This is a genomic window from Lutibacter sp. TH_r2 (assembly GCF_033101135.1).
In the GTDB taxonomy this organism is placed as follows: domain Bacteria; phylum Bacteroidota; class Bacteroidia; order Flavobacteriales; family Flavobacteriaceae; genus Lutibacter.
Genome location: NZ_JAWMPV010000001.1, coordinates 82,642 through 103,096, shown reverse-complemented (window position 1 = coordinate 103,096; position 20,455 = coordinate 82,642). Strand labels below are relative to the sequence as shown.

34 protein-coding genes are annotated in these 20,455 nt (G+C 31.5%); all 34 read left to right on the top strand.

What is annotated here, in order from left to right; genetic code table 11:
* Nucleotides 1-18: 18 nt before the first annotated feature.
* The gene (gene rplC, locus R3X25_RS00565; protein ID WP_317670792.1) at nucleotides 19-636 is read left to right on the top strand and encodes a 50S ribosomal protein L3; all 618 of its coding nucleotides are present in this window, start codon (nucleotides 19-21) and stop codon (nucleotides 634-636) included.
* Nucleotides 636-1,265 carry a 50S ribosomal protein L4 gene (rplD, locus tag R3X25_RS00560; protein WP_317670790.1) on the top strand — a complete coding sequence of 210 codons (630 nt, stop codon included), beginning with the start codon at nucleotides 636-638 and terminating at the stop codon, nucleotides 1,263-1,265. The genes rplC and rplD overlap by 1 nt, the downstream gene beginning before the upstream one ends.
* A gap of 9 nt (nucleotides 1,266-1,274) precedes the next feature.
* Complete coding sequence (rplW, locus tag R3X25_RS00555) at nucleotides 1,275-1,565, top strand: 50S ribosomal protein L23 (protein WP_317670788.1); 291 nt, start codon at nucleotides 1,275-1,277, stop codon at nucleotides 1,563-1,565.
* A 12-nt stretch (nucleotides 1,566-1,577) separates the two neighbouring features.
* On the top strand, nucleotides 1,578-2,402 hold the full coding sequence (gene rplB, locus R3X25_RS00550) for a 50S ribosomal protein L2 (protein WP_317670786.1): 825 nt from the start codon (nucleotides 1,578-1,580) through the stop codon (nucleotides 2,400-2,402).
* Nucleotides 2,403-2,409: 7 nt separating this feature from the next.
* Complete coding sequence (gene rpsS / locus R3X25_RS00545) at nucleotides 2,410-2,688, top strand: 30S ribosomal protein S19 (protein ID WP_317670784.1); 279 nt, start codon at nucleotides 2,410-2,412, stop codon at nucleotides 2,686-2,688.
* Between the two features lie 9 nt (nucleotides 2,689-2,697).
* Entirely contained in the window at nucleotides 2,698-3,102 is a 405-nt protein-coding gene (gene rplV / locus R3X25_RS00540) for a 50S ribosomal protein L22 (protein ID WP_317670782.1), read from the top strand.
* Between the two features lie 12 nt (nucleotides 3,103-3,114).
* A complete protein-coding gene (gene rpsC, locus R3X25_RS00535) occupies nucleotides 3,115-3,831 on the top strand; it encodes a 30S ribosomal protein S3 (RefSeq protein WP_317670780.1) in 717 nt (238 codons plus the stop codon).
* A 26-nt stretch (nucleotides 3,832-3,857) separates the two neighbouring features.
* Nucleotides 3,858-4,286, top strand: coding sequence for a 50S ribosomal protein L16 (gene rplP, locus R3X25_RS00530; RefSeq protein WP_317670778.1), 429 nt, complete (start codon nucleotides 3,858-3,860; stop codon nucleotides 4,284-4,286).
* Between the two features lie 12 nt (nucleotides 4,287-4,298).
* On the top strand, nucleotides 4,299-4,490 hold the full coding sequence (gene rpmC, locus R3X25_RS00525; protein ID WP_317670776.1) for a 50S ribosomal protein L29: 192 nt from the start codon (nucleotides 4,299-4,301) through the stop codon (nucleotides 4,488-4,490).
* A gap of 18 nt (nucleotides 4,491-4,508) precedes the next feature.
* Nucleotides 4,509-4,766: a 30S ribosomal protein S17 gene (gene rpsQ, locus R3X25_RS00520; protein WP_317670774.1), complete on the top strand. Its 258-nt coding sequence runs from the start codon at nucleotides 4,509-4,511 to the stop codon at nucleotides 4,764-4,766.
* A 2-nt stretch (nucleotides 4,767-4,768) separates the two neighbouring features.
* The gene (gene rplN / locus R3X25_RS00515) at nucleotides 4,769-5,140 is read left to right on the top strand and encodes a 50S ribosomal protein L14 (RefSeq protein WP_317670772.1); all 372 of its coding nucleotides are present in this window, start codon (nucleotides 4,769-4,771) and stop codon (nucleotides 5,138-5,140) included.
* A gap of 13 nt (nucleotides 5,141-5,153) precedes the next feature.
* A complete protein-coding gene (rplX, locus tag R3X25_RS00510) occupies nucleotides 5,154-5,459 on the top strand; it encodes a 50S ribosomal protein L24 (protein WP_317670770.1) in 306 nt (101 codons plus the stop codon).
* A 2-nt stretch (nucleotides 5,460-5,461) separates the two neighbouring features.
* Nucleotides 5,462-6,013, top strand: coding sequence for a 50S ribosomal protein L5 (gene rplE, locus R3X25_RS00505; RefSeq protein ID WP_317670768.1), 552 nt, complete (start codon nucleotides 5,462-5,464; stop codon nucleotides 6,011-6,013).
* Nucleotides 6,014-6,016: 3 nt separating this feature from the next.
* On the top strand, nucleotides 6,017-6,286 hold the full coding sequence (rpsN, locus tag R3X25_RS00500) for a 30S ribosomal protein S14 (RefSeq protein ID WP_317670766.1): 270 nt from the start codon (nucleotides 6,017-6,019) through the stop codon (nucleotides 6,284-6,286).
* Nucleotides 6,287-6,360: 74 nt separating this feature from the next.
* A complete protein-coding gene (rpsH, locus tag R3X25_RS00495) occupies nucleotides 6,361-6,759 on the top strand; it encodes a 30S ribosomal protein S8 (RefSeq protein WP_317670764.1) in 399 nt (132 codons plus the stop codon).
* Nucleotides 6,760-6,777: 18 nt separating this feature from the next.
* The gene (gene rplF / locus R3X25_RS00490) at nucleotides 6,778-7,323 is read left to right on the top strand and encodes a 50S ribosomal protein L6 (protein WP_317670762.1); all 546 of its coding nucleotides are present in this window, start codon (nucleotides 6,778-6,780) and stop codon (nucleotides 7,321-7,323) included.
* Nucleotides 7,324-7,338: 15 nt separating this feature from the next.
* Nucleotides 7,339-7,692 carry a 50S ribosomal protein L18 gene (rplR, locus tag R3X25_RS00485; protein WP_317670759.1) on the top strand — a complete coding sequence of 118 codons (354 nt, stop codon included), beginning with the start codon at nucleotides 7,339-7,341 and terminating at the stop codon, nucleotides 7,690-7,692.
* Nucleotides 7,693-7,698: 6 nt separating this feature from the next.
* Nucleotides 7,699-8,223 carry a 30S ribosomal protein S5 gene (gene rpsE, locus R3X25_RS00480; protein ID WP_317670757.1) on the top strand — a complete coding sequence of 175 codons (525 nt, stop codon included), beginning with the start codon at nucleotides 7,699-7,701 and terminating at the stop codon, nucleotides 8,221-8,223.
* A 10-nt stretch (nucleotides 8,224-8,233) separates the two neighbouring features.
* Nucleotides 8,234-8,416 (top strand): 50S ribosomal protein L30, encoded by a 183-nt coding sequence (rpmD, locus tag R3X25_RS00475; protein WP_317673370.1) that lies wholly within the window; start codon nucleotides 8,234-8,236, stop codon nucleotides 8,414-8,416.
* A gap of 13 nt (nucleotides 8,417-8,429) precedes the next feature.
* Complete coding sequence (gene rplO / locus R3X25_RS00470) at nucleotides 8,430-8,882, top strand: 50S ribosomal protein L15 (protein WP_317670755.1); 453 nt, start codon at nucleotides 8,430-8,432, stop codon at nucleotides 8,880-8,882.
* Nucleotides 8,883-8,892: 10 nt separating this feature from the next.
* Complete coding sequence (secY, locus tag R3X25_RS00465; RefSeq protein WP_317670753.1) at nucleotides 8,893-10,227, top strand: preprotein translocase subunit SecY; 1,335 nt, start codon at nucleotides 8,893-8,895, stop codon at nucleotides 10,225-10,227.
* Entirely contained in the window at nucleotides 10,227-10,442 is a 216-nt protein-coding gene (gene infA / locus R3X25_RS00460; RefSeq protein WP_068206835.1) for a translation initiation factor IF-1, read from the top strand. The genes secY and infA overlap by 1 nt, the downstream gene beginning before the upstream one ends.
* A gap of 12 nt (nucleotides 10,443-10,454) precedes the next feature.
* On the top strand, nucleotides 10,455-10,571 hold the full coding sequence (gene ykgO / locus R3X25_RS00455; protein WP_073370549.1) for a type B 50S ribosomal protein L36: 117 nt from the start codon (nucleotides 10,455-10,457) through the stop codon (nucleotides 10,569-10,571).
* A 2-nt stretch (nucleotides 10,572-10,573) separates the two neighbouring features.
* Nucleotides 10,574-10,948 (top strand): 30S ribosomal protein S13, encoded by a 375-nt coding sequence (rpsM, locus tag R3X25_RS00450; RefSeq protein ID WP_317670741.1) that lies wholly within the window; start codon nucleotides 10,574-10,576, stop codon nucleotides 10,946-10,948.
* Nucleotides 10,949-11,053: 105 nt separating this feature from the next.
* Entirely contained in the window at nucleotides 11,054-11,437 is a 384-nt protein-coding gene (rpsK, locus tag R3X25_RS00445) for a 30S ribosomal protein S11 (RefSeq protein WP_317670739.1), read from the top strand.
* Between the two features lie 83 nt (nucleotides 11,438-11,520).
* Nucleotides 11,521-12,126 carry a 30S ribosomal protein S4 gene (gene rpsD / locus R3X25_RS00440; RefSeq protein ID WP_317670737.1) on the top strand — a complete coding sequence of 202 codons (606 nt, stop codon included), beginning with the start codon at nucleotides 11,521-11,523 and terminating at the stop codon, nucleotides 12,124-12,126.
* Between the two features lie 95 nt (nucleotides 12,127-12,221).
* Nucleotides 12,222-13,214: a DNA-directed RNA polymerase subunit alpha gene (locus tag R3X25_RS00435; RefSeq protein ID WP_317670735.1), complete on the top strand. Its 993-nt coding sequence runs from the start codon at nucleotides 12,222-12,224 to the stop codon at nucleotides 13,212-13,214.
* A 62-nt stretch (nucleotides 13,215-13,276) separates the two neighbouring features.
* The gene (gene rplQ, locus R3X25_RS00430) at nucleotides 13,277-13,750 is read left to right on the top strand and encodes a 50S ribosomal protein L17 (protein ID WP_317670733.1); all 474 of its coding nucleotides are present in this window, start codon (nucleotides 13,277-13,279) and stop codon (nucleotides 13,748-13,750) included.
* A gap of 88 nt (nucleotides 13,751-13,838) precedes the next feature.
* On the top strand, nucleotides 13,839-14,504 hold the full coding sequence (locus R3X25_RS00425; protein WP_317670732.1) for a hypothetical protein: 666 nt from the start codon (nucleotides 13,839-13,841) through the stop codon (nucleotides 14,502-14,504).
* A gap of 2 nt (nucleotides 14,505-14,506) precedes the next feature.
* Nucleotides 14,507-15,610 carry a glutamine-hydrolyzing carbamoyl-phosphate synthase small subunit gene (gene carA, locus R3X25_RS00420; protein ID WP_317670730.1) on the top strand — a complete coding sequence of 368 codons (1,104 nt, stop codon included), beginning with the start codon at nucleotides 14,507-14,509 and terminating at the stop codon, nucleotides 15,608-15,610.
* A 156-nt stretch (nucleotides 15,611-15,766) separates the two neighbouring features.
* A complete protein-coding gene (eno, locus tag R3X25_RS00415) occupies nucleotides 15,767-17,056 on the top strand; it encodes a phosphopyruvate hydratase (protein ID WP_317670728.1) in 1,290 nt (429 codons plus the stop codon).
* 178 nt (nucleotides 17,057-17,234) lie between these two features.
* Nucleotides 17,235-18,521: a citrate synthase gene (locus R3X25_RS00410; RefSeq protein ID WP_317670726.1), complete on the top strand. Its 1,287-nt coding sequence runs from the start codon at nucleotides 17,235-17,237 to the stop codon at nucleotides 18,519-18,521.
* An 82-nt stretch (nucleotides 18,522-18,603) separates the two neighbouring features.
* The gene (locus R3X25_RS00405) at nucleotides 18,604-19,518 is read left to right on the top strand and encodes a dimethylarginine dimethylaminohydrolase family protein (RefSeq protein WP_317670724.1); all 915 of its coding nucleotides are present in this window, start codon (nucleotides 18,604-18,606) and stop codon (nucleotides 19,516-19,518) included.
* A gap of 1 nt (nucleotide 19,519) precedes the next feature.
* Nucleotides 19,520-20,455 carry a citrulline utilization hydrolase CtlX gene (gene ctlX, locus R3X25_RS00400; RefSeq protein ID WP_317670722.1) on the top strand — a complete coding sequence of 312 codons (936 nt, stop codon included), beginning with the start codon at nucleotides 19,520-19,522 and terminating at the stop codon, nucleotides 20,453-20,455.

The following is a 20,455-nucleotide window of genomic DNA, read 5'->3' as shown; positions in this document are numbered from 1 at the left end:
ATTAATAATTAAATTAGAATGTCTGGGTTAATAGGTAGAAAAATCGGAATGACCAGCTTATTTGACGAAAATGGGAAAAACATCCCATGTACAGTTATAGAAGCAGGTCCTTGTGTAGTTACCCAAGTCAGAACCGAAGAGGTTGACGGGTATAGTGCCCTTCAAATTGGTTTCGATGACAAAAAGGCAAAAAGCTCTAATAAAGCTTTAGACGGTCACTTTAAAAAAGCTGGTACCGTAGCCAAAAGAAAAGTCGTTGAATTTCAAGAATTTGAAGAAGAGCATAAATTAGGAGATGAATTAACAGTTGAATTATTTGCTGAAGGTGAATTTGTAGATGTATCTGCAACTTCTAAAGGTAAAGGATTTCAAGGTGTTGTAAAGCGTCATGGTTTTGCGGGTGTAGGTCAAGCTACTCACGGTCAACATAACCGTTTAAGAGCCCCTGGTTCTATTGGTGCTGCATCTTATCCAGCTCGTGTATTCAAAGGAATGCGCATGGCTGGTAGAATGGGAGGTAAAAAAGTTACAGTTCAAAATTTAAGAGTTTTAAAAGTGGTTGCTGAAAAGAACTTACTTGTTGTTAAGGGAGCAGTTCCTGGACATAAAAACGCTTATGTAATTATTCAGAAGTAATGAAAGTATCAGTTGTAGATATCACAGGTAAAGATACAGGTAGAAAAGTTGAACTTTCTGATGCTGTATATGGAATTGAGCCAAACGATCACGCTGTTTATTTAGATGTAAAACAGTATTTGGCTAATCAAAGACAAGGAACTAGCAAAGCTAAAGAACGTGCTGAAATTTCTGGTAGTACTAGAAAAATTAAAAAGCAAAAAGGAACTGGTACTGCTCGTGCGGGAAGTATTAAGTCTGGTGTTTTTAGAGGTGGTGGTAGAATATTTGGTCCTAGACCTCAAGATCACTCTTTTAAATTAAATAAAAATTTAAAAAGATTAGCTCGTAAATCAGCGTTAAGTATTCAAGCAAAAGAGAACAATATTATAGTTTTAGAAGACTTTAATTTTGAAACTCCAAAAACAAAAGAATTCAAGCAAGTACTTGAAGCTTTGGGAATTGAAAACAAAAAATCGTTGTTAGTGTTGGCTGAATCAAATAATAATGTATATTTGTCATCGCGCAATTTAAAAAGAACTAAAACCGTAACTAATTCAGGTTTAAGTACTTACGACTTGCTTCATGCAAACAAGGTAATCCTTTCAGAAGGATCTTTAGAAGGAATTGAATCTAATTTAAGTAAATAGGTAACAGATATGAGTATTTTAATTAAACCTATTATAACGGAAAAAGCAACAAACGATAGTGAGTTATTTAACCGCTTTGCGTTTATTGTTGATAAAAGAGCTAACAAAGTTGAAATTAAAAAAGCTGTTGAGGAAACTTACGGTGTTTCAATTGAAAGCGTAAAAACATTGAACTATCCTGTTGGACGTAAAACAAAATTCACTAAAAGTGGACTTGTAGAATCGAAAAAAGGAGCTTATAAAAAAGCAATTGTTCAATTAGCAGAAGGAGATAGTATTGATTTTTATAGCAATATCTAATAAGATAAGAAAATGTCAGTTAGAAAATTAAAACCAATAACACCAGGTCAGCGTTTTAGAGTAGTAAATGGGTTCGACACCATAACTACTGATAAGCCGGAGAAAAGTTTACTTGCTCCGAAAAAAAGATCTGGAGGTCGAAACAATAGAGGTAAAATGACTATGCGCTATATTGGTGGTGGTCATAAAAAGCACTATAGAATTATTGATTTCAAAAGAAACAAAAATGGTGTACCTGCAACAGTTAAATCAATTGAGTATGATCCAAATCGTACAGCATTTATAGCTTTATTAAGTTATGCTGATGGTGAAAAGAGATATGTTATTGCTCAAAATGGTTTAAAAGTTGGTCAAACAGTTATTTCTGGTGAAGGAGCTACTCCTGATGTTGGAAATACAATGTTATTAAGTCAAATTCCATTAGGAACAACAATTTCTTGTATAGAGTTACATCCAGGTCAAGGTGCTGTTATGGCGCGTAGTGCTGGATCATTTGCTCAATTAATGGCAAGAGATGGTAAGTATGCAACTATTAAGTTACCTTCAGGTGAAACAAGATTAGTTTTGTTAACATGTAGTGCTACAATAGGTGTTGTATCTAATTCAGATCATCAATTATTAGTTTCTGGTAAAGCTGGTAGAACTCGTTGGTTAGGAAGAAGACCAAGAACTAGACCAGTAGTAATGAATCCAGTTGATCACCCAATGGGAGGTGGTGAAGGTAAATCTGCAGGTGGTCATCCTAGATCAAGAAACGGTATACCTGCTAAAGGATTTAAGACTAGATCTAAGACAAAGGCAAGTAATAAGTATATTATAGAACGCAGAAAAAAATAATTGAGATATGGCACGTTCATTAAAAAAAGGACCTTATGTATTTCATAAGTTAGAGAAGAAAGTTGATGGAAACGTTGAGTCTGGAAAAAAAACAGTAATCAAAACTTGGTCTAGAGCCTCGATGATTACTCCAGATTTTGTTGGTCAAACTATCGCTGTTCATAACGGTCGTCAGTTTGTTCCAGTATATGTTACTGAAAACATGGTAGGTCATAAGTTAGGAGAATTTTCACCAACACGTTCGTTTAGAGGACATGCAGGTGCAAAAAATAAAGGAAAAAAATAGTAGGTAATCATGGGAGTTCGTAAAAAATTAAGAGCACAACAAATAAAAGAAGAGAAGAAGCAAATGTCATTTGCTAAACTTACAGGTTGTCCTACATCACCAAGAAAAATGCGTATTGTTGCTGATTTAGTAAGAGGAGTAGAGGTTGAAAAAGCTTTACAAATCTTAAAATTTAGCTCAAAAGAAGCATCAATTAATTTAGAGAAATTATTATTGAGTGCCATTGCAAACTGGCAAGCTAAAAATGAAGACTCAAATATAGAGGATGCAGGTTTAATCGTAAAAGAAATTTACGTTGATAGCGCAGGAATGTTAAAAAGATTAAGACCAGCACCACAAGGTCGTGCACATAGAATTAGAAAACGTTCTAATCATGTAACTTTAATCTTAGGATCAAAAATTGAAAGCAATTAATCATAAGTAGAAATGGGACAGAAAACAAATCCAATAGGAAATAGAATCGGAATTATCAGAGGATGGGAATCTAACTGGTATGGAGGAAAAAACTACGGAGATAAAATTGCCGAAGATGATAAGATAAGAAAGTATATTCATGCTAGATTATCTAAAGCAAGTGTTTCTAGTGTAATTATTGAGCGTACACTTAAACTTGTAACCGTTACTATCACTACTGCTAGACCTGGTATTATTATCGGAAAAGGTGGACAAGAGGTAGACAAGTTAAAAGAAGAGCTTAAAAAAATCACTGGAAAAGAAGTACAAATTAATATTTTCGAAATTAAGCGTCCAGAATTAGATGCTCGTTTAGTTGGAGCAAGTATTGCTCGTCAAATTGAAAACAGAATTTCATACAGACGTGCAATTAAAATGGCAATCGCTGCAACTATGCGTATGAACGCAGAAGGTATTAAAGTTCAAATATCAGGTCGTTTAAATGGGGCAGAAATGGCTCGTTCTGAACACTATAAAGATGGTAGAATCCCTCTATCTACTTTTAGAGCTGATATTGATTATGCACTTGTTGAAGCCCATACAACTTATGGCCGTTTAGGTGTAAAAGTATGGATAATGAAAGGCGAAGTTTATGGTAAACGTGAATTATCTCCATTAGTAGGCTTGTCTAAAAAACAAGGTAAAGGAGGAAATAATTCTAAGAGATCACAAGCTCGTAGAAGAAAGTAATTTTTTTTAAAAATTAAGAAAGTACTATGTTACAGCCAAAGAGAGTAAAATATAGAAAAGTTCAGAAGGGAAAAGGGAATATGAGTGGAAATTCTGGTAGAGGACATCAGTTATCTAACGGAATGTTTGGAATTAAAGCCCTAGAGCAGAACTTACTAACGTCTCGTCAGATAGAAGCAGCTCGTGTTGCCGCAACACGTTATATGAAAAGACAAGGTCAATTATGGATAAAAATATTTCCAGACAAGCCAATTACCAAAAAACCATTAGAAGTACGTATGGGTAAAGGTAAAGGTGCGCCGGAATATTTTGTTGCCGTAGTTAAGCCAGGAAGAATAATGTTTGAAGTAGGTGGTGTGCCTATGGAAATTGCAAAAGAAGCTTTACGTTTAGCAGCACAGAAATTACCTGTTAAAACAAAGTTTATTGTAGCAAGAGATTTTGATAACGCATAATTGAAGTAGAAAATGAAACAATCAGAAATTATAGAATTGTCAACTGAAGAGTTACAAGATAAATTAGGAAGTTTAAGAAAGAGCTATACGGATTTAAAAATGGCTCACGCAATTTCGCCTTTAGAAACACCATTGCAACTTAGAGCACTTAGAAGAACTGTTGCTCGTGTAGCAACAGAATTAACTAAAAGAGAATTACAATAATTGTATTCATAAGAAAAGATGGAAAAAAGAAATCTTAGAAAAGAAAGAATAGGTGTAGTTTCAAGTAATAAAATGCAGAAATCAATTGTGGTTTCTGAAGTTAAAAAAATGAAACATCCTATGTACGGAAAATTCGTATTGAGCACTAAGAAATATGTAGCTCATGATGAAGAAAATGACTGCAATATTGGAGATACTGTACGAATAATGGAAACACGTCCAATGAGTAAGAATAAACGTTGGAGGTTAGTAGAAATCCTAGAAAGAGCTAAATAATTATGTTACAAACAGAATCAAGATTAAGAGTAGCAGATAATACGGGAGCTAAAGAAGTTTTAGTTATTCGTGTTTTAGGAGGAACCAAGAAACGTTACGCCTCAATTGGAGATAAAATTGTAGTATCTATTAAAGATGCTACTCCAAATGGGACTGTTAAAAAAGGACAAGTTTCTAGAGCAGTAGTTGTTAGAACGAAGAAAGAAATTAGAAGAAAAGACGGATCATATATTCGTTTTGATGACAATGCATGTGTATTGTTAAATGCTGATACTGAAGACATGAAAGGAACTCGTGTATTTGGACCAGTAGCTAGAGAACTTCGTGAAAAACAATTTATGAAAATTGTATCATTAGCACCTGAAGTGCTTTAATAATTTATAAAAGATGAAATTAAAGATAAAATCAGGAGATACCGTTCGAGTTATGGCAGGAGACCATAAAGGAGAAGAAGGAAAAGTTGTAAAAGTTTTTCCAATAAAGAACAGAGCAATTGTAGAAGGTGTCAATATGATATCTAAACACACAAAGCCTAGCGCACAAAACCCACAAGGAGGTATTGTGAAAAAAGAAGCTTCTATGCACATTTCTAACTTAATGTTAGTTGAAAATGGTGAAGTAACCAAAGTTGGTTTCAGAGTAGAAGGTGAGAAAAAAGTTAGGTTTTCAAAAAAATCTGATAAAGCAATTTAATTATGGCTTATACACCAAGACTTAAGGAAGAATATAAGAGCAGAATTATGAATGCTCTTACGGAAGAATTTAGTTACAAAAATGTTATGCAAGTACCTAAACTACAAAAAATTGTAGTTTCAAAAGGTGTTGGAGCAGCTGTAGCTGATAAGAAATTAATTGATTACGCGCTAGATGAGTTAGGAAAAATAACTGGTCAAAAAGCAATTTCTACGATTTCTAAAAAAGATGTTGCAACTTTTAAATTACGTAAAGGAATGCCAATTGGGGCAAAAGTAACTTTACGTGGTGACAAAATGTACGAATTTTTAGACAGATTAGTAACTGCATCGTTACCACGTGTAAGAGATTTTAACGGTATTAAAGCCAATGGTTTTGATGGTAGAGGTAACTACAATTTAGGTATTACAGAACAAATCATTTTCCCAGAAATTGATATTGATAAAGTAAACAAAATTAGTGGTATGGATATTACATTTGTAACATCTGCTGATACTGATAAAGAAGCAAAATCGTTATTAACGGAATTAGGTTTACCATTTAAAAAGAATTAAAGGATGGCTAAAGAATCAATGAAAGCCCGTGAGGTTAAGAGACAAAAATTAGTAGATAAGTTTGCTGCAAAACGTAAAGCTTTAAAAGAAGCTGGAGATTATGAAGCATTACAAAAGCTACCAAAAAATGCATCACCTGTACGTTTACACAATCGTTGTAAATTAACTGGAAGACCAAAAGGGTATATGAGACAATTTGGTATATCACGTGTTACATTCCGTGAAATGGCAAATCAAGGTTTAATACCAGGCGTTAAAAAAGCTAGTTGGTAAAATAGAATTATAAATTGGTTTTAGGTTTAATTTGTTAGAAGAATTAAAAACCGGAACCGCAATTAATATAAATTATGTATACAGATCCAATTGCGGATTATCTAACAAGGATTAGAAATGCTGCAGCAACAGGTCATAGAGTAGTTGAAATTCCTGCTTCTAAAATTAAAAAAGAAATGACTAAAATCTTATTTGATCAAGGTTATATCTTAAGCTATAAGTTCGAGGACACTACTGTTCAAGGAACAATAAAAATAGCATTGAAGTATAGTAAAACTACGAAGGCTCCAGTAATTAAAAAATTACAGCGTATTAGTACGCCAGGTTTACGTAAATATGTTGGGGCAGATGAAATGCCACGTGTATTAAACGGATTAGGGATAGCAATTATTTCAACATCAAAAGGTGTTATGACGAACAAACAAGCTCGTCTAGAACATGTTGGTGGAGAAGTTTTATGTTACATTTATTAATCAATTAATTGAAGAAAGATGTCAAGAATAGGAAATAATCCAGTTACGTTACCAGAAGGTGTTACATTAGATATTAAAGATAATGTTGTTACTGTTAAAGGTAAATTAGGAGAATTAAGCCAAGAAATTAAAGATGATATTACTGTTAAAGTAGAAGAAGGTTCTGTTATTGTAGAGCGTCCTTCTGATAGTAAACCACACAAAGCAAAACATGGTTTATATAGAGCTTTAATTAACAATATGATTGAAGGTGTTTCAAAAGGATTTACTAAAGAGTTAGAATTAGTAGGTGTAGGTTATAGAGCAAGCAATCAAGGTCAAGTATTAGATTTGGCTTTAGGTTTTTCTCATAATATAGTTATCGATATAGCTCCTGAAGTAAAGGTAGAGACAGTATCAGAAAAAGGTAAAAATCCAATTGTAAAATTAACTTCACACGACAAGCAACTTGTAGGTGCTATTGCTGCAAAGATTAGATCTATGCGTAAACCAGAACCATACAAAGGTAAAGGAGTTAAATTTGTTGGAGAACTAATAAGAAGAAAAGCAGGTAAATCTGCATAATAAAGTTAAAGTATTATGGCATTATCAAAGCTTGAAAGAAGACAAAGAATTAAGCATAGAATTAGAAAAATTGTTACTGGAACATCTGTTAAACCACGTTTATCAGTTTTTAGAAGTAACAAAGAAATTTATGCTCAATTAGTAGATGACACAACAGGTAAAACTTTAGCTGCAGTATCATCAAGAGATAAACAAATTGAAGCTACAGGATCAAAAACTGAAGTTGCAAAAGCAGTAGGAAAAGCTATCGCGGAGCAAGCAACTAAAGTAGGTGTAGAAACTGTTGCATTTGATAGAAATGGATTTTTGTATCACGGTAGAGTTAAAGCTCTAGCAGACGCTGCAAGAGAAGCAGGTTTAAAATTTTAGTAAATTATGTATCATAAATATACAAACGTAGAAAGAGTTAAACCTAGCGGGTTAGAACTACAAGATCATTTAGTAGGTGTACAACGTGTTACAAAAGTAACTAAAGGTGGTAGAGCATTTGGATTCTCTGCAATTGTAGTTGTAGGAGACGGAAACGGTGTTGTTGGACACGGATTAGGTAAATCTAAAGATGTGGCTTCGGCAATTGCAAAAGCAATTGAAGATGCAAAGAAAAATTTAGTAAGAATTCCAATTTTAAAACAAACTTTACCTCACGAACAAAAAGGTAAATTTGGTGGAGCAAGAGTATTTTTAAAGCCTGCATCTCATGGTACAGGAGTAATAGCTGGTGGTGCTGTTCGTGCCGTATTAGAATCAGTTGGTATACACGATGTACTTTCAAAATCTCAAGGATCATCTAACCCTCACAATGTTGTAAAAGCTACATTCGATGCTTTATTACAATTACGTAGTGCTAGTATGATTGCTCAAGAAAGAGGAATTTCTTTAGAAAAAGTATTTAAAGGATAAATAAGGAATGATGGCAAAAATTAAAGTAAAACAAGTTAAAAGTAAAATTAGACGTCCTCAAAATCAAAAATTGACATTAGAGGCGCTTGGATTACGTGGAATTGGTCACGAAGTAGAACATGAAGCTACTCCTGCAATCCTTGGAATGGTAAATAAAGTTAAACACTTGGTTTCTTTCGAAGAAATCAAATAACATTTTATAAAAAATGACATTAAATAACTTAAGCCCAGCAAAAGGTTCAGTTAAATCTCAAGGTAAGCGTGTAGGTAGAGGACAAGGTTCTGGAAAAGGTGGAACAGCTACAAGAGGTCATAAAGGAGCTAAATCACGTTCTGGTTATTCACGAAAAATTGGTTTTGAAGGAGGTCAAATGCCTTTACAACGTCGTGTACCAAAATTTGGTTTTAAAAATATCAATCGTATAGAATATGTTGGAATAAACCTTCATAAATTACAAGAATTGGTTGACAATAATAAAGTATCTGACACTATTACACTAGATGTTTTAGTTGAGAATAGATTAGCTAGAAGAAATGAATTAGTTAAAATATTAGGAAATGGCGAATTATCTGCTAAACTTAATGTAACAGTTCATAAATTTACAGCTACTGCTAAAGCAGCAATTGAAAAAGTTGGTGGTACAGCAGAAACTTTATAATATATAATAGATGAAAAAGTTTATTCAAACCATAAAAGACATTTGGACAATAGAAGAATTAAGAAATAAAATTCTATTGACTCTTGGTTTTATGGCTATTTACCGTTTTGCCGCACAAGTTCCACTTCCTGGAATTGACATTGCAGAAGCACAAGCTGCTTTAAAAAGTCAAACTGGAGGAGGTGGTATATTAGGATTATTAGATATGTTTACTGGAGGAGCATTTGCAAAAGCTTCTGTTGTAGCATTAGGTATTATGCCTTACATATCTGCTTCTATTGTTGTGCAATTAATGACTATTGCAGTTCCATATTTACAAAAGTTACAGAAAGAAGGTGAAAGCGGTAGAAAACGAATTACTCAAATCACTCGTTGGTTAACAATCGCAATTACTATGGTTCAAGGACCTGCATATATTACTAACATTTATAATTTAATACCAACTTCAGCATTTTATATTAGTGGAGGTATGTTTTGGATAACTTCTATGGTTATTCTAACTGCAGGAACTATATTTGCAATGTGGTTAGGTGAAAAAATTACTGATAAAGGTATTGGTAATGGTATTTCATTATTGATTATGATTGGTATTATTGCTCGTTTCCCAAGTTCATTTATGCAAGAAGTTGCTTCTAAATTAGAAGCTTCACAAGGAGGTGCATTTATGATTTTGATTGAAATAATTCTTTGGTTATTAGTAATTTTAGTATGTGTTTATTTAGTAACAGCTGTAAGAAGAATAGTTGTTCAATATGCACGTAAAACCGTTGCTGGTAATATTAAGAGTGTTGCAGGAGTTAGAGATTATGTTCCTTTGAAGTTAAACGCTTCAGGTGTAATGCCTATCATCTTTGCGCAAGCAATTATGTTTGCTCCAGCACTTTTACAAAGATCAAGTAATGAAACAGTAAGTGCTATTGGAACTGAATTTACTAATATGTTTGGATTATGGTATAATTTATTATTTGCTTTTTTAATAATTGTTTTCAGTTATTTTTATACAGCAATTACTATACCTACCAACAAAATGGCTGATGATTTAAAACGAAGTGGTGGTTTTATTCCAGGTGTAAGACCAGGAAAAGATACTGCTAATTTGTTAGATAGAGTTTTATCTTTAATTACATTCCCGGGATCGTTATTTTTAGCACTTGTTGCTATATTACCTGCATTTGTGGTAAAATTAGGAGTAACATCTAATTGGGCATTATTTTACGGAGGAACTTCATTATTAATTATGGTGGGAGTTGCAATCGATACCATTCAACAAATTAATTCTCACTTATTAAACCGTCATTATGATGGTCTAATGAAAAAGGGAACTAAACGTAAATCAATAGCATAATGGCAAAACAACCAGCAATACAACAGGACGGAACAATTACAGAAGCGTTGTCTAATGCAATGTTTCGTGTAGAGTTGGAAAACGGACATATAGTTACAGCTCACATTTCAGGTAAAATGCGTATGCATTATATTAAATTATTACCTGGTGATAAGGTGAAATTAGAAATGAGTCCGTATGATTTAACAAAAGCAAGAATTACTTACAGATATTAAAGCATAAACCAGATGAAAGTAAGAGCATCAGTAAAAAAGAGAAGTGCCGAGTGCAAGATTGTGCGTAGAAAAGGCAGATTATATGTAATCAACAAAAAGAATCCTAGATTTAAACAAAGACAAGGATAATTATGGCAAGAATAGCAGGTATTGATATTCCTAAAAATAAAAGAGGTGTTATTGCATTAACATACATTTTTGGAATTGGAAAAAGCAGAGCAAAAGAAATTTTAGCAGATGCAAAAGTAGACGAAGGAACAAAAGTTCAAGATTGGACTGACCAAGAAATTAACGATATTCGTGAAGCTGTTGGGAAATTTACAATCGAAGGTGAATTACGTTCTGAAGTTCAATTAAACGTTAAACGTTTAATGGATATAGGTTGTTACAGAGGAATTCGTCATAGAGTTGGTTTACCATTAAGAGGTCAGAGAACAAAAAATAACTCTAGAACTAGAAAAGGTAAACGTAAAACTGTAGCTAATAAGAAAAAAGCAACTAAATAATAAATAGGCGTTAGATTATAGTAATTAGAAGTTAGATGAATCTGTTTGAAATAGAAATGTTTAGGATTCTAACAACTAAAAACTAACAACTAAAAACTAAACAAAATGGCGAAAGCAAGTACTAAAAAACGTAAAGTTATTGTTGAGGCAGTTGGTGAAGCTCATGTTACAGCTTCATTTAACAATATTATTATATCATTAACTAATAAAAAAGGTGATGTAATTTCTTGGTCTTCAGCTGGTAAAATGGGATTTAGAGGTTCTAAAAAGAATACTCCTTACGCTGCTCAATTAGCTGCAGAAGATTGTGCAAAAGTTGCTCATGAAGCAGGTATGAGAAAAGTAAAGGTGTATGTAAAAGGACCAGGTAACGGTAGAGAATCAGCAATTAGATCAATCCACAATTTAGGAATTGAAGTTACTGAAATTATCGATGTTACTCCATTACCACATAATGGTTGTAGACCTCCAAAAAGAAGAAGAGTATAATTAATTAAATTTTAACCGATAGGAATTTTAGATTATCGAAGGATTAAGCCTTAATTCATAATCCCTATCTATAATAAAACAAAATGGCAAGATATACAGGACCACAAACTAAAATTGCTCGTAAATTTGGCGAGGCAATTTTCGGAGATGATAAATCTTTTGAAAAAAGAAATTATCCTCCAGGACAACACGGAGCTAATAAGCGTAGAGGAAAAAAATCTGAATACGCAATTCAATTAGCTGAAAAACAAAAAGCAAAATATACTTATGGTATTTTAGAGAAACAATTCTCTAACTTATTCAAAAAAGCATCAAGTAAATCAGGTATTACTGGTGAAATTTTATTACAATTATGTGAATCTAGATTAGACAATGCTGTTTACAGATTTGGTATTGCACCAAGCCGTAGAGCTGGACGTCAATTAGTTTCTCACCGTCACATTACTGTGAATGGAGAAATTGTAAACATTCCATCATACTCTTTAAAAGCTGGAGATGTTGTTGCTGTAAGAGAAAAATCTAAATCTTTAGAAGCTATTGTAGAATCTTTAGCAAATAGAAATGATGTTTACGAATGGCTTTCTTGGAATTCAGATAAAAAAGAAGGAAACTTTGTAAGTGTTCCAGAAAGACTTCAAATTCCAGAAAACATTAAGGAACAATTAATAGTAGAGTTGTACTCTAAATAATATATAAATATATTGGTGTTTGGCCAAAGGATTTTTAAGTACTTCTTCAAATTTAAAAATCGCGCAACTAAATACCAATTAAAACGAAGAAAAAAATGGCAATTTTAAATTTTCAAAAACCCGATAAGGTTATAATGATAGATTCTACTGATTTTAAAGGTAGATTTGAATTTAGACCTTTAGAACCAGGATTTGGTTTAACTGTTGGGAACGCATTAAGAAGAGTATTATTATCTTCTTTAGAAGGGTTTGCAATAACATCACTTCGTATTGAAGGGATAGAACATGAATTTTCAACAATTGAAGGTGTTGTAGAAGATGTTACTGAAATTATTTTGAACTTAAAGCAAGTTCGTTTCAAGAAACAAATTGAGGAATCTGACAGAGAAACTGTTAAAATTTCAATTTCAAATCAAGAGCAATTAACAGCAGGAGATTTACAAAAATTTATTTCAGGATTTCAAGTTTTAAATCACGATCTTGTTATTTGTAATATGGAAAAATCTGTATCATTAGATTTAGAAATTACAATAGAAAAAGGTAGAGGGTTTGTGCCAGCTGAAGAAAATAAAAAATCAGGAGTAGCTTTAGGTACAATTTTTACTGATTCAATTTTTACACCAATTAAAAATGTAAAATATGCAGTAGAAAATTATCGTGTAGAACAAAAAACTGACTACGAAAAATTAGTTTTTGACATAGAAAGTGATGGTTCTATTTCACCTAAAGATGCGCTAACAGAAGCAGCAAAGATATTAATTCACCACTTTATGTTATTCTCTGATGAACGTATTACGTTAGAAGCTGATGAGATTGCACAAACTGAAACATATGATGAAGAATCATTACACATGCGTCAGTTGCTTAAAACAAAATTAGTGGATATGGATTTATCTGTAAGAGCACTTAATTGTTTAAAAGCTGCAGAAGTTGATACTTTAGGAGATTTAGTATCATTTAATAAAAATGATTTAATGAAGTTTAGAAACTTTGGAAAAAAATCTTTAACTGAATTAGATGAACTAGTTCACAACAAAGGTTTAAGTTTTGGAATGGATTTAAGCAAATATAAATTAGATAAAGATTAATAGCTTTCATATTTTGCTCCTCAAAATGGGTTGATGCAAGATGAAAGATAAAAACGAAGGTCATGAGACACGGAAAAAAATTCAATCATTTAGGAAGGCAAACTGCGCATAGAAAAGCTATGTTAGCAAATATGGCTTGTTCCTTAATTGAGCACAAACGAATAAACACTACTGTAGCTAAAGCTAAAGCTTTACGCCAATTTGTAGAACCTTTAATTACAAAATCTAAAAGCGACACTACTCATAATCGTAGAGTTGTATTTAGTTATTTAAGAAACAAATACGCAGTTACAGAATTGTTTAAAGAAGTTTCTGTAAAGGTTGCTGATAGACCAGGAGGATATGTACGTATAATTAAAATGGGAAATCGTCAAGGAGATAACGCTTCTATGGCAATGGTTGAACTAGTTGATTATAACGATGTTTACAATCCAAATGCGAAGAAGAAAAAGAAAACTACTCGTAGAGGTAGATCTAAAAAGGTTGAAACAGCTGTTGAAACTGTAGAAAGTAAAGAAGAAAAAAGCGAGGAATAATTGATGATAACTCGTTAATAACATAAAAAGGATAAACTATTGATAGTTTATCCTTTTTTTTATATTTGAAAACTAAATTAAAAAAAACATGAAGAAAATAGTATTTATCACAATTTTAATGTCAGCTATAAATATTTTTAGCCAAAGAATATCAATAAGTCATATTGAAAGTAGAATAGTAACAAATGAAGGAGTAGAATTTATTGGAAACTTAAAGGATAAAAACTCAAGTGATATTTATACTTATGATGGTTGGGATAATGAATCTATAATATATGTTGATAAAAAGGGATACTTACTATCAAATATAAATTTTAATACTATTTCAAATAATTTTGAGAGTAGAATAAGTAGAGAAAAGTATTTTACATATAAAAATGTATTTATTGATTCTGTAAAAATTAGAGGTCATGTATTTAAAAAAGTAAACAATGCTTTTTACGAAGTTTTATTAGATAAAAATGAAAATACGCTGTTAAAAAAACACGATGTTGAGTATAAAGCAGGAATTGTAAATAGACTTGATGGTAAAGTTGGAAAATCAAAAGTTTATTCTATTTATAAATATATGATTAAATTAGGTGATAAAATGGAAACCATTGAATTGAATAAAAAAAGTATAAATAATTTTTTTAATGATGACAGTGAGTTAGTTGATTTTGTAAAACAACAACATCTATCGTACAAAAAAGAAAAAGATTTAATTAGAATTTTGGATTTTATGTTTGATAAAAAAAATGGGATAACTAAATAAATATGAAATATAAACAACGCAAAAAAGCTATTTTATTATTAGCTGACGGAACAGTGTTTGAAGGTAAGTCCATAGGTAGTGATGGAACTGCATTTGGTGAAATTTGTTACAATACTGGAATGACAGGTTATCAAGAAATATTTACCGATCCTTCATATTTTGGACAATTAATGCTTACAACTAATGCACATATTGGTAATTATGGAGTTAATAATGATGAAGTAGAGTCAGATTCAATAAAAATTGCAGGTTTAGTTTGTAAAAATTTTAGTTTTAATTATTCTAGAGACAATGCAAGCAATTCTTTAGAAAATTATTTTGAAAAAGAAAATGTAATGGCTATTTCTGATATTGATACTAGAGCAGTAGTTAGATACATTCGAGATAAAGGTGCAATGAATGCTGTTATATCAACTAACACCAATATTGAAGAATTAAAACTTGAACTAACAAAAGTTCCTGAAATGAAAGGTTTAGAGTTAGCGTCTAAAGTTTCTACAAAAGAGCCTTATTTTTTCGGAGACGCTACATCTCCTTATAAAATATCAGCTTTAGATATTGGTATTAAAAAGAATATTCTTCGAAATTTGGCTAAAAGAGGTTGCTATATAAAGGTATTTCCATATAATTCAACTTTTGAAGATATGAAAAGTTTTAATCCTGATGGATTTTTCTTATCAAATGGACCAGGAGATCCAGAACCTTTAAAAGAAGCTCAATTAGTTGCTAAAAAAGTATTAGAAGAAAACATTCCATTATTTGGTATATGTTTAGGTCATCAAATTATTGCTTTGGCAAATGGTGTTTCAACATATAAAATGCATAATGGACATAGAGGAATAAACCATCCAGTTAAAAATTTAATTACTGGAAAAGGAGAAGTAACTTCTCAAAATCACGGATTTGTTGTAAAGAGAGAAGATGTGGAAAATCATTCAGAATTAGAAATAACGCATATTCATTTAAATGATGATACTTTGGCAGGCATGCGTATGAAAAATAAGAATTGTTTTTCAGTACAATATCATCCAGAAGCAAGCCCAGGACCACACGATTCATCTTATTTATTCGATGAATTTATTGAGAATATAAAATCTTCAAAATAATAAATTAAAAAACCTTTAACTCATTGATTTAAAGGTTTTTTAATTTAAGAAACAAATCGAAAACGTTATAGCATAATTTATGAATTATTTAATATTAGATTGTCCTTTATTTTGTAAATTTGAGGAACAAAAAATAACCAATAAAACAATATAAAAATGAGTATGATTTTAAGTGTTCACGCACGTCAAATATTCGATTCAAGAGGAAATCCAACTGTAGAAGTTGATGTAGTAACAGAAAATGGTGTTTTAGGAAGAGCTGCTGTACCATCAGGAGCTTCAACTGGAGAGCACGAAGCTGTAGAATTACGTGATGGAGGAAAAGACTATATGGGTAAAGGTGTTTTAACAGCTGTTAAAAACGTTAACGAAATTATTGCAGAAGAATTAGTTGGAATGTCTGTTTTTGAACAAAATTTAATCGATCAAACAATGATTGAATTAGATGGAACAAAAAACAAATCTAAATTAGGTGCAAACGCTATTTTAGGTGTTTCTTTAGCTGCTGCAAAAGCTGCTGCTAACGAATTAGAAATGCCATTATACCGTTACGTTGGTGGTGTAAGTGGAAACACTTTACCAGTTCCAATGATGAACATTATTAATGGTGGATCTCACTCTGATGCTCCAATCGCATTTCAAGAGTTTATGATTATGCCAATTGCTGCTAAAAACTTTACAGAAGCAATAAAAATGGGATCTGAAATTTTCCATAATTTAAAAGCATTAATTCATGATAGAGGTTTAAGTACTGCTGTAGGAGATGAAGGTGGATTTGCTCCAACTTTTGATGGAACTGAAGATGCAATTGAAACTGTATTAAAAGCAATTGAAAAAGCTGGATACAAGCCAGGTGCTGAAGTGAAATTAGCTTTAGATTGTGCTTCTGCTGAATTTTTTGTTGATGGAAAATACGATTACACTAAATTTGAAGGAGATAAAGGTGTAATTAGAACTTCAAAAGAACAAGCTGAATATTTAGCTGAATTAGCTGCTAAATATCCAATTATTTCTATTGAAGATGGTATGGATGAAAACGACTGGGAAGGAACAAAATATTTGACTGAATTAATTGGAGATAAAGTACAATTAGTTGGTGATGATTTATTTGTTACTAATGTTGAACGTTTAGCAAGAGGAATTAAAGAAGGAATTGCAAATTCAATTTTAATTAAAGTTAACCAAATTGGTTCTTTAACAGAAACAATTGCAGCGGTTAATATGGCACATAATGCAGGTTATACTTCAGTAATGTCTCACCGTTCTGGAGAAACAGAAGATAATACAATTGCTGATTTAGCAGTAGCATTAAATTGTGGACAAATTAAAACTGGTTCAGCTTCACGTTCTGATAGAATGGCTAAATACAACCAATTATTAAGAATTGAAGAAGAGTTAGGAAGTGTTGCTTACTATCCTCAACATAAAGCTTTTAAAGTTTTATAAATAAAAACAAATAAAATTTAGAAAAAGCCGAGATTTATCTCGGCTTTTTTGCATTTGTAACAATATGTACATATTTAGCAAATCAAAACCGTAATTCTTTTAGATTAAGATTAAAATTCATTAAATTCGTTAAATCTTAAAAATTAATAATTAACAATCAAAATATACGTATATAACTATGTCAGAAACTGCAACTTTAGAAATAAATGGTAAAAAATATGAATTTCCTTTGGTTAAAGGTACTGAAAATGAAATTGCCATTGATATTAGTACTTTAAGAAGTGTAACTAGTGGTATTACTACGCTAGATAATGGATTTAAAAACACAAGTTCTTGCGAAAGTGCAATCACGTTTTTAGATGGTGAAAAGGGAATTTTACGTTATAGAGGTTATGCAATTGAAGAATTAGCAGAAAAATCTGATTTTCTTGAGGTTGCTTATTTACTAATTTTTGGAGAACTTCCAACAAAAGAACAAAACGAAAAATTTCATAGAGATATTCAAAAAAAATCTTTAGTAGACGAAGATGTTAAAAAGATTTTAGATGGATTTCCAAAAACAGCTCACCCAATGGGTGTGCTATCAGCTTTAACAAGTGCCCTAACAGCTTTTAATCCAAGAAGTGTAAATGTAGATTCAGAAGAAGATATGTACTGGGCTATTGTTAAAATTTTAGCAAAATTACCTGTTTTAGCAGCTTGGGCTTATAGAAAAGAAGAAGGTTTACCACTAGAATATGGTGATAATTCACTTGGGTATGTTGAGAATTTCTTAAAAATGATGTTTGATTTACCAAACGAAGTATATAAATCAAACCCAGTAATTGTTAAAGCATTAGACAAATTATTAATTTTACATGCAGATCACGAGCAAAACTGTTCTACATCAACTGTTAGAATTGCAGGATCATCTCATGCTGGTTTATTTGCTTCTATTTCTGCAGGAATTTCTGCATTATGGGGAAGATTACACGGTGGAGCAAACCAAGCAGTTATTGAAATGCTAGAAGAAATTAAAGAAGATGGTGGTGGATATCAAAAATATATTGAGAAAGCTAAAGATAAAAATGATCCTTTCCGTTTAATGGGATTTGGACATAGAGTTTATAAAAACTTTGATCCTAGAGCAAATATAATTAAAGTTGCAGCAGAGGAAGTTTTAGCAGATTTAGGTATTGATGATCCAGTACTTGATATTGCTAGAGGATTAGCTGAAGTTGCTTTAAATGATGAGTATTTTAAATCAAGAAATTTATATCCAAACGTAGATTTTTATTCAGGAATTATATATAGAGCTATAGGTATTCCAGTTCCAATGTTTACAGTAATGTTTGCAATGGGTCGTTTACCAGGTTGGATTGCACAATGGAGAGAAATGCGTTTGCGTAAAGAACCTATTGGAAGACCAAGACAAGTTTATATTGGAGCAACAGAAAGATCTTTTATTGAAGAAGATAAAAGATAGATAATATAGTATATAAAAAGTTTGTTTAAACCTCGTATTAATTTACGAGGTTTTTCTATTTTTGAGAACAAATTTTATTAATATGATAAGTTTAAATGTTCAAGATGAAACATCTCGATTAAGAGCTGTAGTTTTAGGTACTGCAATTAGTAATGGACCCATACCAACAATTGAAGAAGCTTATGACCCAAAGTCTATTGAGCATATAAAAGCAGGAACTTACCCTTCAGAAGAAGCAATGGTTCTAGAAATGGAAGCATTGGTAAAAGTTTTTGATAAATATAAAATAAAAGTATTTAGACCTACTATTATTGAAGATTGTAATCAGATTTTTGCAAGAGATATAGCATTTGTAATTGAAAATAAATTAATACTTTCTAACATACTTCCTCATAGAGAAAAAGAACTGGAAGCTATTCAATATATAATAAATCAAATAGAACCTGAAAATGTAATTCATACAACGTCTGATGTACATTTTGAAGGTGGAGATGTAATGCTTTGGGGAGATTATATTTTTATTGGAACCTATAAAGGAGATGATTATGCAGATTTTATTACTGCTCGTACTAATATGAAGGGAGTAGAGTTTATTAGAGAATTATTTCCAAATAAAATTGTAAAAGAATTTAATTTAAGAAAATCTAACACAATTGCACAAGATAACGCACTTCATTTAGATTGTTGTTTTCAACCTGTAGGAAAAGATAAAGCAATTATACATAAGGATGGTTTTTTAGATATTGAAGATTATAATTTTTTAGTTGAATTATTTGGCAACGAAAATTTATTTCATATTTCAAAAGAAGAAATGTATTATATGTTTTCAAATGTATTTTCAATAGCAGATAATGTTGTTGTTTCTGAAACAAATTTTACTAGATTAAATACGTGGTTGCGTAATCAAGGTTTTATTGTAGAAGAAGTTCCTTATGCTGAAATTGCTAAACAAGAGGGTTTACTACGCTGTTCAACATTACCTTTAATTAGAGATTAAAATGAAACAAATTACCAATACAATTTTAATGATTCGCCCTGTTCGGTTTAGAATGAACGAACAAACAGCTGTTAATAATTATTATCAACACGAGTTGGATGAATTAAATTCTGAAACCGTTCAATTTAAAGCATTACAAGAATTTGATGCTTTTGTTGAGAAATTAAAAAGCATAGGTGTTAATGTTGTTGTTGTAAATGATAGAAAAGAAACGGATACTCCAGATTCAATTTTTCCAAATAATTGGATGAGTTTTCATGAAGATGGTACTGTTGGAGTCTATCCAATGTTTGCTGAAAATAGAAGGTTAGAACGTAGAGAAGATATATTTGAAATTCTTGAAGATAAAGGATTTGTTATTGAAAATTTTGTTGATTATACTTCAGCAGAAGAGGAAGAAATATTTTTGGAAGGTACAGGAAGTTTAGCATTAGATAGAGTAAATAGAAAAGCATATTGTGCACTTTCACCTAGAGCTGATGAAGACTTATTTATAGAATTTTGTGAAGATTTTGAATATACACCTATTCCATTTGTAGCAAACCAAACTGTAGAAGGTGAGCGTTTAGCAATATATCATACAAATGTAATGATGGCAATAGCAGAAACATTTGCTGTAATTTGTTTAGAAAGTATTGATGATAAAAAAGAACGTAAAAATGTAGTAAAGCATTTAAAAGAAGATGGTAAAGAAATAATTACTATTACTGAAACTCAAGTAAACAATTTTGCAGGAAATATGTTACAAGTTTTAGGGTTAAACAATGAACGTTTTATGGTAATGTCTAGTGCCGCATACAATAGTTTAACTAAAAATCAAGTAAACGCCATAGAAAAACATTGTAAAATATTGCATAGTTCTTTAGATACTATTGAGGCTTGTGGCGGTGGTAGTGCAAGATGTATGATGGCTGAAGTTTTTTTACAAAAAGCATAA

Bases quoted from the DNA above. Each gene is read 5' to 3' on its own strand.
- rplC (WP_317670792.1), top strand. From the start codon at position 19: ATGTCTGGGTTAATAGGTAGAAAAATCGGAATGACCAGCTTATTTGAC.
- rplD (WP_317670790.1), top strand. From the start codon at position 636: ATGAAAGTATCAGTTGTAGATATCACAGGTAAAGATACAGGTAGAAAA.
- rplW (WP_317670788.1), top strand. From the start codon at position 1,275: ATGAGTATTTTAATTAAACCTATTATAACGGAAAAAGCAACAAACGAT.
- rplB (WP_317670786.1), top strand. From the start codon at position 1,578: ATGTCAGTTAGAAAATTAAAACCAATAACACCAGGTCAGCGTTTTAGA.
- rpsS (WP_317670784.1), top strand. From the start codon at position 2,410: ATGGCACGTTCATTAAAAAAAGGACCTTATGTATTTCATAAGTTAGAG.
- rplV (WP_317670782.1), top strand. From the start codon at position 2,698: ATGGGAGTTCGTAAAAAATTAAGAGCACAACAAATAAAAGAAGAGAAG.
- rpsC (WP_317670780.1), top strand. From the start codon at position 3,115: ATGGGACAGAAAACAAATCCAATAGGAAATAGAATCGGAATTATCAGA.
- rplP (WP_317670778.1), top strand. From the start codon at position 3,858: ATGTTACAGCCAAAGAGAGTAAAATATAGAAAAGTTCAGAAGGGAAAA.
- rpmC (WP_317670776.1), top strand. From the start codon at position 4,299: ATGAAACAATCAGAAATTATAGAATTGTCAACTGAAGAGTTACAAGAT.
- rpsQ (WP_317670774.1), top strand. From the start codon at position 4,509: ATGGAAAAAAGAAATCTTAGAAAAGAAAGAATAGGTGTAGTTTCAAGT.
- rplN (WP_317670772.1), top strand. From the start codon at position 4,769: ATGTTACAAACAGAATCAAGATTAAGAGTAGCAGATAATACGGGAGCT.
- rplX (WP_317670770.1), top strand. From the start codon at position 5,154: ATGAAATTAAAGATAAAATCAGGAGATACCGTTCGAGTTATGGCAGGA.
- rplE (WP_317670768.1), top strand. From the start codon at position 5,462: ATGGCTTATACACCAAGACTTAAGGAAGAATATAAGAGCAGAATTATG.
- rpsN (WP_317670766.1), top strand. From the start codon at position 6,017: ATGGCTAAAGAATCAATGAAAGCCCGTGAGGTTAAGAGACAAAAATTA.
- rpsH (WP_317670764.1), top strand. From the start codon at position 6,361: ATGTATACAGATCCAATTGCGGATTATCTAACAAGGATTAGAAATGCT.
- rplF (WP_317670762.1), top strand. From the start codon at position 6,778: ATGTCAAGAATAGGAAATAATCCAGTTACGTTACCAGAAGGTGTTACA.
- rplR (WP_317670759.1), top strand. From the start codon at position 7,339: ATGGCATTATCAAAGCTTGAAAGAAGACAAAGAATTAAGCATAGAATT.
- rpsE (WP_317670757.1), top strand. From the start codon at position 7,699: ATGTATCATAAATATACAAACGTAGAAAGAGTTAAACCTAGCGGGTTA.
- rpmD (WP_317673370.1), top strand. From the start codon at position 8,234: ATGGCAAAAATTAAAGTAAAACAAGTTAAAAGTAAAATTAGACGTCCT.
- rplO (WP_317670755.1), top strand. From the start codon at position 8,430: ATGACATTAAATAACTTAAGCCCAGCAAAAGGTTCAGTTAAATCTCAA.
- secY (WP_317670753.1), top strand. From the start codon at position 8,893: ATGAAAAAGTTTATTCAAACCATAAAAGACATTTGGACAATAGAAGAA.
- infA (WP_068206835.1), top strand. From the start codon at position 10,227: ATGGCAAAACAACCAGCAATACAACAGGACGGAACAATTACAGAAGCG.
- ykgO (WP_073370549.1), top strand. From the start codon at position 10,455: ATGAAAGTAAGAGCATCAGTAAAAAAGAGAAGTGCCGAGTGCAAGATT.
- rpsM (WP_317670741.1), top strand. From the start codon at position 10,574: ATGGCAAGAATAGCAGGTATTGATATTCCTAAAAATAAAAGAGGTGTT.
- rpsK (WP_317670739.1), top strand. From the start codon at position 11,054: ATGGCGAAAGCAAGTACTAAAAAACGTAAAGTTATTGTTGAGGCAGTT.
- rpsD (WP_317670737.1), top strand. From the start codon at position 11,521: ATGGCAAGATATACAGGACCACAAACTAAAATTGCTCGTAAATTTGGC.
- R3X25_RS00435 (WP_317670735.1), top strand. From the start codon at position 12,222: ATGGCAATTTTAAATTTTCAAAAACCCGATAAGGTTATAATGATAGAT.
- rplQ (WP_317670733.1), top strand. From the start codon at position 13,277: ATGAGACACGGAAAAAAATTCAATCATTTAGGAAGGCAAACTGCGCAT.
- R3X25_RS00425 (WP_317670732.1), top strand. From the start codon at position 13,839: ATGAAGAAAATAGTATTTATCACAATTTTAATGTCAGCTATAAATATT.
- carA (WP_317670730.1), top strand. From the start codon at position 14,507: ATGAAATATAAACAACGCAAAAAAGCTATTTTATTATTAGCTGACGGA.
- eno (WP_317670728.1), top strand. From the start codon at position 15,767: ATGAGTATGATTTTAAGTGTTCACGCACGTCAAATATTCGATTCAAGA.
- R3X25_RS00410 (WP_317670726.1), top strand. From the start codon at position 17,235: ATGTCAGAAACTGCAACTTTAGAAATAAATGGTAAAAAATATGAATTT.
- R3X25_RS00405 (WP_317670724.1), top strand. From the start codon at position 18,604: ATGATAAGTTTAAATGTTCAAGATGAAACATCTCGATTAAGAGCTGTA.
- ctlX (WP_317670722.1), top strand. From the start codon at position 19,520: ATGAAACAAATTACCAATACAATTTTAATGATTCGCCCTGTTCGGTTT.